General features: G+C 66.4%; 13 protein-coding genes. 6 read left to right on the plus strand and 7 right to left on the minus strand.

Annotation, left to right across the window (positions count from 1 at the left end; genetic code table 11):
• Window positions 1-52: 52 nt before the first annotated feature.
• On the minus strand, window positions 53-688 hold the full coding sequence (locus FBY28_RS15350) for a L,D-transpeptidase family protein (RefSeq protein ID WP_216847721.1): 636 nt from the start codon (window positions 686-688) through the stop codon (window positions 53-55).
• Between the two features lie 212 nt (window positions 689-900).
• Between FBY28_RS15350 and FBY28_RS15355 the strand changes: the two genes are divergently transcribed.
• Entirely contained in the window at window positions 901-2,346 is a 1,446-nt protein-coding gene (locus FBY28_RS15355; RefSeq protein ID WP_286178105.1) for a DHA2 family efflux MFS transporter permease subunit, read from the plus strand.
• A 15-nt stretch (window positions 2,347-2,361) separates the two neighbouring features.
• Here FBY28_RS15355 and FBY28_RS15360 read toward each other — a convergent pair whose 3' ends face one another.
• Together FBY28_RS15360 and FBY28_RS15365 are read right to left on the minus strand one after the other, a co-directional pair.
• Window positions 2,362-3,033 (minus strand): alpha/beta hydrolase family protein, encoded by a 672-nt coding sequence (locus FBY28_RS15360; protein ID WP_141868128.1) that lies wholly within the window; start codon window positions 3,031-3,033, stop codon window positions 2,362-2,364.
• A gap of 8 nt (window positions 3,034-3,041) precedes the next feature.
• The gene (locus FBY28_RS15365; RefSeq protein ID WP_141868130.1) at window positions 3,042-3,284 is read right to left on the minus strand and encodes a hypothetical protein; all 243 of its coding nucleotides are present in this window, start codon (window positions 3,282-3,284) and stop codon (window positions 3,042-3,044) included.
• 121 nt (window positions 3,285-3,405) lie between these two features.
• On the opposite strand from FBY28_RS15365, the gene FBY28_RS15370 reads away from it, so the two are divergent.
• The 3 genes from FBY28_RS15370 to FBY28_RS15380 are packed head-to-tail and all read left to right on the plus strand — an operon-like array spanning window position 3,406 to window position 5,917.
• Window positions 3,406-4,332, plus strand: coding sequence for a metal ABC transporter substrate-binding protein (locus FBY28_RS15370; RefSeq protein ID WP_141868132.1), 927 nt, complete (start codon window positions 3,406-3,408; stop codon window positions 4,330-4,332).
• On the plus strand, window positions 4,332-5,069 hold the full coding sequence (locus FBY28_RS15375; protein ID WP_141868134.1) for a metal ABC transporter ATP-binding protein: 738 nt from the start codon (window positions 4,332-4,334) through the stop codon (window positions 5,067-5,069). The genes FBY28_RS15370 and FBY28_RS15375 overlap by 1 nt, the downstream gene beginning before the upstream one ends.
• Window positions 5,066-5,917: a metal ABC transporter permease gene (locus FBY28_RS15380; RefSeq protein WP_141868136.1), complete on the plus strand. Its 852-nt coding sequence runs from the start codon at window positions 5,066-5,068 to the stop codon at window positions 5,915-5,917. Before FBY28_RS15375 ends, FBY28_RS15380 begins: the two co-directional genes overlap by 4 nt.
• Here FBY28_RS15380 and FBY28_RS15385 read toward each other — a convergent pair.
• Genes FBY28_RS15385 through glgX form a run of 3 tightly spaced genes read right to left on the minus strand, consistent with a single transcriptional unit; the run spans window position 5,897 to window position 10,066 of the window.
• On the minus strand, window positions 5,897-7,090 hold the full coding sequence (locus tag FBY28_RS15385) for a SpoIIE family protein phosphatase (protein ID WP_141868138.1): 1,194 nt from the start codon (window positions 7,088-7,090) through the stop codon (window positions 5,897-5,899). The two genes, FBY28_RS15380 and FBY28_RS15385, sit on opposite strands and share 21 nt — an antisense overlap.
• Window positions 7,087-7,887, minus strand: coding sequence for an alpha/beta fold hydrolase (locus FBY28_RS15390; RefSeq protein WP_141868140.1), 801 nt, complete (start codon window positions 7,885-7,887; stop codon window positions 7,087-7,089). Before FBY28_RS15390 ends, FBY28_RS15385 begins: the two co-directional genes overlap by 4 nt.
• A gap of 28 nt (window positions 7,888-7,915) precedes the next feature.
• A complete protein-coding gene (gene glgX, locus FBY28_RS15395; protein WP_141868142.1) occupies window positions 7,916-10,066 on the minus strand; it encodes a glycogen debranching protein GlgX in 2,151 nt (716 codons plus the stop codon).
• Between the two features lie 306 nt (window positions 10,067-10,372).
• On the opposite strand from glgX, the gene FBY28_RS15400 reads away from it, so the two are divergent.
• On the plus strand, window positions 10,373-11,251 hold the full coding sequence (locus FBY28_RS15400; protein ID WP_141868144.1) for a formylglycine-generating enzyme family protein: 879 nt from the start codon (window positions 10,373-10,375) through the stop codon (window positions 11,249-11,251).
• A 25-nt stretch (window positions 11,252-11,276) separates the two neighbouring features.
• Here the strand turns inward: FBY28_RS15400 and lysE are convergent, their stop codons facing one another.
• Window positions 11,277-11,876, minus strand: coding sequence for an L-lysine exporter (gene lysE / locus FBY28_RS15405; RefSeq protein ID WP_141868146.1), 600 nt, complete (start codon window positions 11,874-11,876; stop codon window positions 11,277-11,279).
• 438 nt (window positions 11,877-12,314) lie between these two features.
• On the opposite strand from lysE, the gene FBY28_RS15415 reads away from it, so the two are divergent.
• Window positions 12,315-13,637: an HNH endonuclease signature motif containing protein gene (locus FBY28_RS15415; RefSeq protein WP_141868150.1), complete on the plus strand. Its 1,323-nt coding sequence runs from the start codon at window positions 12,315-12,317 to the stop codon at window positions 13,635-13,637.
• Window positions 13,638-13,668: the final 31 nt, after the last annotated feature.

Here is a 13,668-nt window from a genome sequence, read left to right on the forward strand (position 1 = left end):
CCGGAGCGGGGTGGCGCGTAAACGCGTCGCTGCGCTGACGGCGCAACGGTGGTCATCGGCCGGGCTGCGCCTGGTCGCCGATGCCGATGGTGATCCGCGGCGAGGCCGCCGGGTCGAGCCACTGCAGCAGCGCCCGCATATCGTCACGGTCGACGGCGATACAGCCCCAGGTGGGCTCACCGTCGGTCACGTGCAGAAAAATGCCGGCCGAGCGGCCGGGAATGCGGGCGGGATTGTGGTCGATCAGTACGGCGTAGTCGTATATCGAGCCCGAGGAGCCCAGGTTCTCCGCATCCTCGGATGGCATGGCCGATGAGCGCACGAGGGTGTTGTAGGTGGGGGAGTCGACGTCCTCGTCCCACCAGTCCTGGTCATCGACCCGGGTGTAGGGCAACGCCGTCCCCGGATCGGGTTCGCGCCCGAACGCCATCCCGAGCGGGAAGGTACCCAGCGGGGTGCGGAACACATCGTCCTGCGGCTCGCCCACGCCCAGTTCGCCGAGATCGGCCGGAATCGGTCCGATCACCTGCTGCCAGTCGTGGCCGACCATCTCGTAGGCGGTGAGCGTCCCGACCGAGGAGTCGGCGCTGGGCGCCTGCACCGTGATCAGCTGCGATTGGGTCGGTTGCGCCGATGCCGGTGGGGTGGCCATCATGCCGAGCAGCATGACCGCGCTGCAGGATGCCATTCGCCGGAGTCCCTTGCCCATACCGTGATGTCCTCTCATGGATGCTTCGACCCCATTGTGCGTGTCCGGCCGGATAGCTTGACCCTCATGCCGACTCAGCGAGATCGATTCGCCACCTCGGGGACCGAATAATCGATTTCCCGACCGATGCCTGCGCGCCTACCCTGGAAGGCCGCACCACGTCGCGCGTGCGGAAATCCAGGGAGTTTGAATTGAGTACCGGGCCGATCGTGCGTACCGAGGCGCTGCCGAAAGCCCCACCGAGTGCGGCGGTGATCATCGCGTTGCTGGTGTTCTCCGCATTCGTCATGATCCTCAACGAGACGATCATGAGCGTCGCGTTGCCGGTGTTGATCGTCGACCTGGACATCGCGGCACGCACCGCGCAATGGCTGACCAGTGGCTTCCTGCTGACCATGGCGGTGGTCATCCCCATGTCCGGGTCGCTGCTGCAACGCTTCTCGGTGCGCACGATCTTCACCTGCGCGATGTCACTGTTCAGCGGGGGCACGTTGATCGCGGCCCTGGCGCCGGGTTTTCCGGCCCTGCTTGCCGGTCGTATCGTCCAGGCCTGCGGCACCGCCGTGATGGTGCCGCTGTTGATGACGACGGTCATGAAACTGATCCCTGCCGAGCGCCGCGGGCAGACGATGGGCACCATCTCGATCGTGATCGCGGTCGCCCCGGCGGTCGGGCCGACACTGTCCGGCATCATCCTCGGATCGCTGAACTGGCGGTGGACGTTCTGGATCGTGCTCCCCATCGCCCTGCTGGCGTTCGCGGCGGGTCTGACCTGGTTACGCGTCGCCGATGATCGTGAACAGCACACCCCGATCGACGCCATATCGGTACCGCTGTCGGCTATCGCGTTCGCAGGCTTGGTCTTCGGACTCTCCGAACTCGGCGGCCACGGCGGCCACGGTGGCCAGGGCGTGCCCGCGTGGATTCCGTTGGTGGTGGGAACGGTCGCCATGCTCGCCTTCGGCGCGCGCCAGCTGCAGTTGCAACGCGTGCAGCGTGCATTCCTGGACCTGACACCTTTCACGTACCGGCGGTTCGCGGTATCGGTGGGTCTGGTGGTCATCGGCTTCATGGGCCTGTTCGGCGCCATCATCATGATCCCGCTGTACGTCCAGGATGTGTTGGGCCGCAGTGCCCTGATCGCAGGGCTGACCAGCCTGCCCGGCGGTTTGTTGATGGGGATGGCGGGTCCGCTGGTCGGGCGGGTGTACGACCGCCATGGGGCGCGCAGGCTGGTGGTACCGGGCTCGATCATGTTGTTCCTGGCACTGTGTGGCTTCGCCCTGATGTCGGCCGCCACTCCGATCTGGGTACTCGTTGTGTTGCAGACGATCATGATGGTCGGTCTCGCCATGATGTTCACACCGTTGATGACGGATGCGCTCGGCGTGCTACCGGACCGGCTCTACTCGCATGGCAGCGCCATCATGACCACCCTGCAGCAGGTCGCGGGCGCTGCCGGTACCGCCCTGTTCGTGACGGTCATGGCCAAGGCGTCCACCGCGGGTGGCGCCCCGGACATGGCGGGGGTACATGCGGCGTTCGTGGCGGCGGCCATCATCGGTGCGGTCGCGGTGGTGGGAGCCTTCTTCACCGCTGCGCAACCGAGCCCGGCCGGCGGTACACCGGTGCACTGACGTACCGGCGGCCGCTTACGCAGTGACCCGGCTCATGATGATCTCGGCGACCGTTCCGACGACGGCGCGGGTCTGGGGGCCGTCGTCGGCCTCGTATCGGTCGTCGTCGGCAAGGTAGCGCGCGCCGGCGATCGACCCGTGATCGGCAGTCACCTCGATCACCTCGGCGGGCCAGCCGATTACCCGCAGTTCCGCCGCGAATTCGATGGAGGCAGACGCCGGCACCACGTCATCGGCATCTCCGGTCAGCAGGGTGAACGGCGTCGGTGTCGCGCCCGCCGGTGCGCCGGACTGCACCACGCCGCCCGAGATCGGGTCATCGGCCCAGAACGCGCCACCGAGGCATACGGTGTGCGCCACAGCGATATCGAGTTCCGGGGCCCGCAACGTGAGGCCGGCGGCGGCGACACCGCCCAGCGACCAGCCGATCGCTGTCAGGGCGCTTCCCGCTGCCTGTTGCGCAGCGAACCGCGCCGATGCGAGCAGATCGGACCGTCCCGCATCGGGGGCGTGGGAATCCCAGTCGGGGGCGATGACGGTCAGACCGCGCTGGGCGAGAACCTCGGCCAGCGGTCGGACGGCCCTACGAGAATCGGTCTGGGTGCCATGCCAGAACAACGCGGTGGTCCCGCCCGCGGGCCCGTACATGTCAGCCGACCTGCCCGGGGCATATTCCACGGTGCGCATCGGCCGGCTCACGAGTGTGCGGTCGGGCTCTGGGCGGACTCCCATTTGGATTCCAGCTCACGACGAACGGGTGTGCCGGCGGCCACTTCGAGCTGGAAGGTCTCGCCGTCGTCGGCCTCGAACGTCACCAGGTAGCCGTCTTCACGATCTTCCTTGTGGACCACCTTGTACTCGCCGGCGCGATCCTGCAGGGCGACGATGTCGCCGGGTGCCGCGTCGTCGATGATGCCGTCGGTGGGTGTGTTGGTCATTGTGCAGCGGTAGCCGGAAATGCGTGTCGCCAAACGCGCGCAGCTCAGCTGGCGTCTTGCTGATGCGACACCTCCACATTAAGGTTTCGGCCAACCGAAATTTTTGAGTGGGGTGAGCGAAATGGTGCTGGTTCGGTCGTGGGCCACCCGCTGCGTGGCGGGCGCGATCGTCGTGCTCGTTGCTGCGGGCTGCGAGGTCGGCACGGACTCCCGGTCAGGGGATCGGCCGACCGTGCTCACCACCTTCACGGTGCTGGCCGATATCGCTGCCAATGTGGCCGGCGAGCACCTCACGGTCGAGTCGATCACCAAACCCGGCGCGGAGATCCACGGCTATGAACCGACGCCCGGTGACATCAAGAAGGCGGCGAGGGCCGATCTGATCCTGGACAACGGCCTGAATCTGGAGGCGTGGTTCGCCAAGTTCGTCGACGGTCTCGACGTCCCGCATGTGGTGGTCAGCGACGGGGTGGCGCCGGTCGACATCGCCGATGACGCGTATGCGGGAATGCCGAATCCGCATGCGTGGATGTCGCCGCTGAACGTCCAGACGTACGCCGACAACATGGCGGAAGCCTTCGCCGCACTCGATCCCGCGCACGCCGAGGACTACCGGGCCAACGCTGCCGCCTACCGCGGGCAACTCCAGCAGGTGCATGACGAACTGGTCACCGAACTCGAGTCACTGCCCGCCGGGGAGCGCGCGCTGGTGACATGCGAGGGTGCCTTCTCCTATCTGGCCCGCGACGCCGGCCTCACGGAGAAGTACATCTGGGCGGTCAACGCCGAACAGCAGGCCACTCCGCAACAGATCGCCTCGGCCATCGACTTCGTCAGGACCAACAATGTGCCCGCGGTGTTCTGCGAGTCGACGGTGTCCGACGCCGCCATGCAGCGGGTCGTGGAGGCCACCGGTACGGCCTTCGGCGGCGTGCTCTACGTCGACTCACTCTCGGCGGCCGACGGACCGGTCCCCACCTATCTCGATCTGATCCGGCACGATGCCGACACCATCGCGAATGCGCTTACCGCCAAACGGGTCTCGTGATGGCCGCTGCGCTTGAGGTGGATTCGATCACGGTGCGTTACGGCACCGTCCTGGCCCTCAGGGATGCGACGGTGACCATCGAACCGGGGCGCGTATGCGGTCTGGTCGGGATGAACGGATCGGGTAAGTCCACGCTGTTCAAGGCGATCATGGGCTTGGCGCGTCCGGACAGCGGCGCGGTCCGGATCTTCGGGCGGGATCCGGCGCGCGCCCGCAAGACGGGCACGGTCGGTTACATGCCGCAGAGCGAGGCCATCGACTGGGCCTTCCCGCTATCGGTTCACGATGTCGTCATGACCGGTCGGTACGGGCGGATGGGGCCGACAAGGCGAGCGCGCGCCGCCGACAAACGGGCGGTCGAACAGGCATTGGAACGCGTCGAACTCGGCGAGTATCGCCATCGCCAGATCGGGCAGCTCTCCGGCGGCCAACGCAAACGGGCCTTCCTGGCGCGGTGTATTGCGCAGGAGGCCGAATTGCTCTTGCTCGACGAACCTTTCGCGGGCGTGGATACCCGCAGCGAAGCGACCATCAGCGCCCTGCTGCGCGGCCTGGCCGACGGCGGCGTGACCATCCTGGTGTCCACCCACGATCTGCGGGCACTGCCCGATCTCGCCGACGAGGCCGTGCTGCTGATGAACACCGTGCTCCTGCATGATCGTCCCGACGTGGTGCTGCAGCCACAGAATCTGGCACGTGCCTTCGGGCTCGGCGCGAACGATGCGGATGACCGATGAGCATCCTGGACTTTCTCGCCGAGCCGCTGCAGCTGGAGTTCATGGTGCGTGCCATCGCGACGACGCTGATCGCCTCGGTCGTCTGCGCCACCCTCTCGTGCTGGCTGGTGTTGATCGGCTGGTCGCTGATGGGGGACGCCGTCTCACACGCGGTATTGCCAGGGGTGGTGCTCGCCTACATCGTCGGAGCCCCATTCGCCCTCGGCGCCATAGTCTTCGGGTTCGCCGCGGTGGCACTCATCGGTGTGGTCCGAGATACCAGTCGCACCAAGGAAGATGCCGCCATCGGGGTGGTGTTCACGACGCTGTTCGCGTTGGGATTGGTCCTCATCTCGATCACCCCGAGCCAGATCGACTTGAACCACATCATCTTCGGCAACCTGCTGGGGGTTTCCCGTTCCGATCTCCTGCAGGTCGCGGTACTGGGCGCGATCGTGCTCGCAGTGCTGGTGATCAAGCGCCGCGACTTCACGCTGTACGCCTTCGACCCGAGTCACGCCCACGCGGTCGGGATCAGCCCGAGGGTGCTCAGCGCGGCGCTATTGGGGTTGCTGGCGTTGACGTCGGTCGTTGCACTGCAGGCGGTCGGTGTCGTGTTGGTGGTGGCCCTGCTCATCACTCCGGGTGCGACCGCGTACTTGTTGACCGATCGTTTCGGTCGGATGTTGGTCATCGCGCCGGCCGTCGCCTCCGTCAGTGCGCTGGTCGGGCTGTACGCCAGTTATTACCTCGACACGGCCTCTGGGCCCATGGTGGTGCTCGTCAACGGCGTCGCCTTCGCCATGGCCTACCTGTTCGGACCTCGGCACGGTCTGCTGGCGACCCGGTTACGTACCGCCGCCAGCTGATTCGGGTCGCGCCGGCGGGCCGGGCACACCCAGCGCCAACACCGCGACATCGTCATCGACCCCGGACCCCAGTTCGGCCAGCAGAGCGCGGATGGCGTCGACGATCCCGGTGGGACGGGTGGGTGAGTGCGTGGCGGCGAAACGGAGCAGGGCCTTACCGTCGTCGTCGAAGCGTTCGGGCCCGGGTCCGACGCGTGCGTCCGGCAGCCCGTCGGTGTAGAGGACCAGGGTGTCCCCCGGCCCGAGATGCATTCTCACGCCGAGAAAGTGCGGATTCTCGATCAATCCGACAGCCTGGCCACCGACGGTGTCGACGTAGTACGCCTGTCCGTCCGCGCCCAGTAGCAGCGGAGGCGGGTGGCCGGCACTGGCGAGCTCGACATCGAAGCCGGACCCACGCCGAGTCAGGTTTCCGTAGACCACCGTGCACATCCGGTGCGCGGCCACCTCGAGCCGCTGCCGGAGCACGCTGTTGAGGTTCTGCAGAACGTGCAGGGGATCCGCGTCGAACACCGCAGCCGAACGCAGCACATACCGGGTCAATCCGGTGATGACGGCGGCGTCGACGCCCTTGCCGGACACGTCGCCGAGGAAGAACCCCCAGGTGTCGGTGGACAGCGGAAACAGGTCGTAGAAATCGCCACCGACGTCTTCGTCGGCCGCGGCATGGAAGTGGTCGGCGGCGTCGAGCCCCGGAGGTGGCGACAACAGCGGTGGGCGTAACGAGCGGCGAAGGGTGTCGGCGAACGAACGCGCCCGTTCACGTTCCGCTTCGGCGCGGCGCCGTTGCTCCAGCAGCTCGCGCTCGTAGGCGCGTCGGTCGCCGGCGTCGACGGCGGTGACGCGCCACAGCTCGGGATTGGCGCCGGAGGCGGGTTTGACGTTCGCGGTCAGGAACATCGGCAGCCGGGAGTCGTCGGCCGCGCGCAGATCGACCGTCACCCCGTCCAGGGCTCCCGTCATCCGCAGCATCGGAACGAAGTGCGTTTCGTAGTGGATCCGGCCACCCACCGTGAGCAGTTCGGCGAAGAACCGATCGCGGAGCGATTCCCGCGGATAACCCAACCAGGCGGCGAAGGTGGCATTGGCCGCGACGATGCGGCCCTCCGACGTCAGCAGCACATGTCCGGATGGCGAATCGTCCCAGAAGTCCGCGCGGTCCGGCTCGGTCATGTCCGGATGGCGAAGTCCGCTATGGCGGCCGCGGTGGCCTCGGGAGCGCTCACATGCGGGCAGTGACCGATCGCGTCGAGGGTGACCAGCGTGCTGTCCGGCACGTGCCGATGCACGTACTCACCCACCTCGCGCGGCGCGATGACATCCTGCGAGCACTCGATCACCAGCGTCGGCACCGGGATCTTCGCCAGGTCGGAGCGATTGTCGGAGAGGAAGGTCGCCCGCGCGAACACCCGGGCCCGGTCCGGGTCCGTTCGGCAGAAGGCCGCCTCCAGTTGGTGGTGCAGATCCGGGCGGTCGGGGTTGCCCATGATGACCGGTGCCATCGAATGGGACCAGCCCAGGTAGTTCGCGTCCATCGATTCCAGCAGTTCGTCGATGTCATCGGGGGAGAAGCCGCCCCGATAGTCGCCGTCGTCGATATAGCGCGGAGACGGTGTCACCATGACGAGCCTGGCGAAGCGATCGGGCCGATCGATGATCGCCAGCGCCCCGATCATGGCCGCCACCGAATGTCCGACGAAGATCACCTCGGTCAGGTCGAGTTCCTCGACGATGTCGAGCACATCGTCGGCGTAGCCGGACAACTGCGCGTACCGGTCGGCATCCCAGGCCGCGGGGTCAGAGGCTCCGGCACCGACGTGATCGAACAGGACTATCCGAAACCGCGAACGCAAACTGTCCACGACCGGTCGCCACAGGTTCTGGTCACATCCGAACCCGTGCGAGAGCAGCAGTACCGGTGCATCGGCACGGCCGAGCTCGGTGATGTTGTTCCGCACGCGCGCCCCCATGATCGCTCAGCATAGGACGCGCCCGGAATCAGCCGGTCACCTGTTGGAATACCGTCACCGACCGCGCGCCGACCTTGCGCGCCGCACCGGCGGATACCGCCTCCTCGGCAACGTCGGTCATGACCGTGGTGTCCACCACCGGCACCCAGGCCTGCCCGAACTCGGACGGCGGAAGCGTGAACTCGATCGGCTCGTGATGTCCGTTGAAGCACACCACGAACGAATCATCGGTCACCCGCTGGCCACGAACATCCAGGTCGGGTATGCCGTTCCCGTTGAGGAAGATCGCGATGGACTTGCCGAAGCCGGTGTCCCAGTCCTCGTCGCTCATCTCCGACCCGTCGGGACGGAACCAGGAGATGTCCGGAACCGACTCGGATCCGCGCCGACGGACCGGACGCCCGTTGAAGAACCTCCGGCGGCGGAACACCGGGTGTTCCGCGCGTAGCTGCGCCAGTTTCGCGGTGAAGTCCAGGAGGCCCTGATCGGCATCGGACCAGTTCACCCACGTGATCTCGTTGTCCTGGCAATACCCGTTGTTGTTGCCACCCTGGGTGCGGCCGAGTTCGTCGCCGTGGCAGATCATCGGCACCCCCTGTGACAGCAGCAGGGTGGTCAGGAAGTTGCGTTCCTGCTGTGCGCGCAGCGCCAGGATCTCGGGGTCATCGGTGGGGCCTTCGACTCCGCAGTTCCAGGACCTGTTGTGGCTCTCGCCATCGTTGTTGTCCTCGCCGTTGGCCTCGTTGTGCTTGTCGTTGTAGGACACCAGGTCGCGCAGCGTGAATCCGTCGTGGGCGATCACGAAGTTGATCGACGCGACCGGTCGGCGCGCGGTGTGCTCGTACAGATCCGCCGAGCCGGTGAGTCGGGACGCGAACTCGCCGAGACTGCCCGCCTCACCGCGCCAGAAGTCGCGCACCGTGTCGCGGTACTTGCCGTTCCATTCCGTCCACTGCGGGGGGAAGTTGCCCACCTGGTAACCGCCCGGTCCCACATCCCAGGGCTCGGCGATCAGTTTGACCTGGCTGACCGTGGGATCCTGCTGAACCAACTCGAAGAAGGTCGACAGCTTGTCCACGTCGTAGAACTCACGGGCCAGCGTCGAGGCCAGGTCGAACCGGAACCCGTCGATGTGCATCTCGGTCACCCAGTAACGCAGCGAGTCCATGATCAACTGCAGGGAGTGCGGATGGCCGACATTGAGGCTGTTTCCGGTGCCGGTGTAGTCCATGTAGTAGCGCTTGTCATCGTCGACGAGCCGGTAATAGGCGCAGTTGTCGATACCGCGCATCGACAGGGTCGGGCCCATGTGGTTGCCCTCGGCGGTGTGGTTGTAGACCACGTCGAGGATCACCTCGATACCGGCCTCGTGCAGAGTGCGCACCATCGCCTTGAACTCCTGCACCTGACCACCGGGGGTCGAGCTTGAGGAGTACTTGGCGTCGGGGGCGAAGAAGCCGATCGTGTTGTAACCCCAGTAGTTGGACAGGCCCTTGTCGATCAGCGTGGAGTCATTGGCGAAATGGTGCACTGGCATCAGCTCGATCGCGGTCACACCGAGCGACTGCAGGTGGGCGATGATCGCCGGATGCCCGATCGCGGCGTAGGTGCCACGAATGGCGTCGGGGATGTCCGGATGTGTCTGGGTCAATCCTTTGACGTGGGCTTCGTAGATGAAGCTGTCGGCGTACTCGCGCTGCGGTGGGCGGTCCACGCCCCAGTCGAAGTACGGGTTGATGACCACCGACTTGGGCATGCTGGCGGCCGAGTCCTCGTCGTTGCGGCTGTCGGGTTCACCGAAGTTGTACCCGAACAGCGACTGGTCCCACTGGAAGGTGCCGTCGATGGCCTTGGCGTAGGGGTCGAGCAGCAGCTTGTTCGGGTTGCAGCGGTGTCCGTTGTCCGGGTCGTGCGGTCCGTGTACCCGATAGCCGTAGCGCTGACCAGGCTCGATGGTCGGTAGAAAACCGTGCCAGATGAACCCGTCGACCTCGGGCAGCCGGTAGCGGGTCTCGTTCCCGTCGGCGTCGAACAGGCAGAGCTCGACCTTCTCGGCCACCTCGCTGAACAGGGCGAAGTTGGTCCCGGAGCCGTCGTATGACGCCCCGAGCGGATAGGCCTTCCCGGGCCACACCTCCTGTGTCGGCGTGGACGGTGTCGGATCGAGCGTTTCCGGCATGTGGTTCCTTCTCTGTCGAACTCTGTCGGACACATCTCGCTGCTCGGCTTCGCTGACGAGCGTGCGCATGGCTCCGGAGCAGGGAGTACCCGTTGACGGCCGTGTCTATTCTGCGAGTTCCGTCACGACCGGTGCCGAGCCATTCGCGCGTGGCCGCGTCGTGACACAACCCTGCACCATCTCCACCGGTCTCGCCACCCGCCGTCATACCGGGCGGGGCTCCTGACGGCGCCACGTGGTACCGAAGGTGCTGTGCAGAAACAGGATTGATGGCGCCCGCGGCACGTCGCTGATTACCCTGACACAATGCTGACCGAATTGGTCTCCCTTCCGGGTGGCACCTACCGAATGGGGTCGACGGCTTTCTACCCCGAGGAGGCCCCGGTCCACACCGTGACCGTCGAGCCGTTCCAGATCGAACGCCATCCGGTGACCAATGCGCAGTTCGCCGAATTCGTCTCCGACACCGGGTATCTCACGGTTGCCGAACGGCCATTGGATCCGGCCGACTTCCCGGGCGTCCCGGCGGCCGACCTGGTGCCCGGTGCCCTCGTCTTCCGGTCGACGCCCGGACCGGTGAACCTCGCGGATTGGCGGCAGTGGTGGGTCTGGGAACCCGGGGCGTGCTGGCGGCGGCCGTTCGGCGGTGACTCGTCCCACGATGACCGCCCGGACCACCCCGTGGTGCAGGTTGCCTACCCCGATGCTTTCGCCTACGCCACCTGGGCGGGCCGACGGCTACCCAGCGAAGCTCAGTGGGAGTATGCGGCGCGGGCCGGGTCCACCACCGCCTATGCCTGGGGTGAGCAGGTACGCCCGGAGGGTCGGCTGATGGCCAACACCTGGCAGGGGCAATTCCCGTATCGCAACGACGGTGCGCTGGGCTGGTCGGGAACCTCTCCGGTGGGCACATTCCCGCCCAATGATTTCGGCCTCGTCGACATGATCGGCAACGTTTGGGAGTGGACCACGACGCGTTTCGGCCGCCATCACCGCATCGACGGTGGCATCGACAACGGTTGCTGCCCGCCGCCACCGTCCGGTGACCCGGCTGTCAGTCATGCGCTCAAGGGTGGTTCGCACCTGTGCGCGCCGGAGTATTGCCACCGTTACCGCCCGGCCGCGCGTTCCGCTCAGTCCCAGGACAGTGCGACCACCCATATCGGTTTCCGCTGTATCGCCTGACAGGTCATCGGCGACGAATAGTTGTTCAGGACAGCGCCATCCATGTCCCGAGGCCGATCATGACCACCGCGATCACGATATCGAGTGCGCGCCAGGTCACCGGATTGGCGAAGAGTCCGGCCAGCTTACGGGCGCCAAGTCCCAGACTCGTGAACCACAGCGCGCTCGCGGCGACGGCACCCGCGCCGAAAAGCCAGCGCTGCTCGTGGTGCTCATTGGCCAGCGATCCGAGCAGCACGACGGTGTCGAGATAGACATGCGGGTTGAGCCACGTCAGTGCCGCCGCGGTGAGCAGCACCTCGACGAGCCGCGTCGGGGTCTGTTCGGTCGGCGCCAGCCCGGCAGGCCGCAGCGCCCGACGCGCGGCCAGCAGGCCGTAGCCGATGAGGAAGGCGGCACCGCTGAGTTTGACGACGGTGACGGCGGTGGGGTGTGCGGTGATGACCGCGCCGATGCCGGCGATCCCCGCGGCGATCAGGATCAGGTCCGAGACGGTGCACAGCGCGATGACCGGCACGACGTGCTCGCCGCGGATGCCCTGACGCAGTACGAACGCATTCTGCGCGCCGATGGCAGCGATGAGCGCCATGGTGGTCAGGAAGCCGATGAACAGCGGTGATGCCATGGTCTCGACGCTAAGCCTCGGCGGCTATCCAGTACAACTAATGATTCTTACTTCAGTTAAGAATTACTTATGCCGCGACGCCGTCGGCCCATCGTGCGTAGCGCGTTTACCCAACTCATAGAACGACTTTCGAGAGATGCCGCGCTCGGCGCAAAACGTCGACGCCCACCCGCGAGGCCGAAGTGTCACCACCAAGACCGCCCGAACCGTCACCGACGTCCCGAGGGATAACACTTGCGCAGAAACCATATCGGGCGTACTATCGAACATAAGTTCGAATGTAAAAGCATCCAGGGTCCGATCAGCACGGGGGACCTGCACCGCGACTGTTGTCGCCGAGGGGTTCGACGGTCCCGAGATGGACCGCCAGAGCCAATTGCCAAAGTCTTCGATGAACTTGCCTGCCCCATCAGAATCCTCGAAAGCCTGGGTATCGGCATGGACGCCACCTACCTCGATTCGTTTGTCGACGCTCTGATCGACGATCTTGTTCCGGTGCCACCGGAGGGTGATGTCGGGCCGGGCTTGGGTCGGTTGGTGGATTGTCCGCGCCCGGTGGTCGATGACGAGGCGTTGTGGGGTGTGTTGGCTGCGGCGGTGTCGGCCCGGAATCTGTTGGACTTTGTGATCGCCGCGGCGGTGGCGGCGGCCGAGCGGGCCGGTGTGCCGGAGAGGCGGCACCTACGCACCGGGGCTGATCTGCTCAAGTTGTTGGGCATGGCCCCGGGTGCGGCGGCCCGGGCGGTACGGGTGGGGCGCGCCGCATCGTCGTTGCCAGCGTTGACGATCGCGCAGCGGTTGGGTGGGATCGGTATCGAGTTCGCCGACGCCGTGGGCAAAGGTGTCGCGCACGTGGAGTCGCGAGCACCGTTGTCCGACGAGGATCGGGCGACGGTGGTGCGTGCGTTGATGGTGCAGACCTCCCCGGCGGAGGTGGCCGCCAAGGCCCGGGCGATCGCCATCGACCGTGTCGCGAGTCTTGCACCGGTCGAGCAGCGGGGGGTGCCGGTCGCCGAGGACACCGCGCTCAATGAGATGACGTTGGTGCAGAACGCTGAGGGCCGGTACGAGGCCACCCTGGATCTGGACGTGACGACCGGGGAAGAGCTGTGTGCGGCGTTGGATCCGTTGTGCCGACCGGTCCCGCTACCCGACGGATCCCCAGACCCCCGGTCCATTGATGCCCGGCGGGCGGAGGCGTTGGGGCAGGTGCTGCGCACCTACCTGTCGCAGGCGAGGCGTCCGATGTCCGGTGGGGTGCTCCCGCACGTCACCCTGATCCGACCGGTGGCCCCGGGGGCGAGTGGGGAGGTGGTGGATCGGTTGGGGTTCGGTGGACCGGTCTCCGCGGCGACCGCGGAGCTGATCGGCTGTGATGCGACGTTGACGTCGGTGATCGTCGACCACGCCGGGGTGCCGTTGGATGTCGGGCGCGCCCAGCGGTTGTTCACCCCCGCGATCCGTAAAGCGCTGGCCGTCCGTGACGGTGGGTGCGCCCATCCCGGGTGTGGGCGGCCGGTGTCGTGGTGCGATGCCCACCACATCCAACCCTGGAGTGCCGGGGGCACAACCAGTGTGGACAACGGGGTGCTGCTGTGCCGGCTGCACCACAGTCTCATCCATCACGGTGGCTGGCAGGTCTACCTCGGCCGCGACCGGCACCCCTGGTTCATCCCACCCCACACACCCGGTGAACGCGAGCCGGCACACCTGCGCTCCCACACCCGCCGCACCATGACCGACCTACCCACCGCCGCATAACCCCAACGCCCCAAAGCCCCGAGGCCCCAAA

The organism is Arthrobacter sp. SLBN-53 (assembly GCF_006715585.1).
GTDB classification, from domain to species: Bacteria; Actinomycetota; Actinomycetes; order Mycobacteriales; family Mycobacteriaceae; genus Mycobacterium; species Mycobacterium neoaurum_A.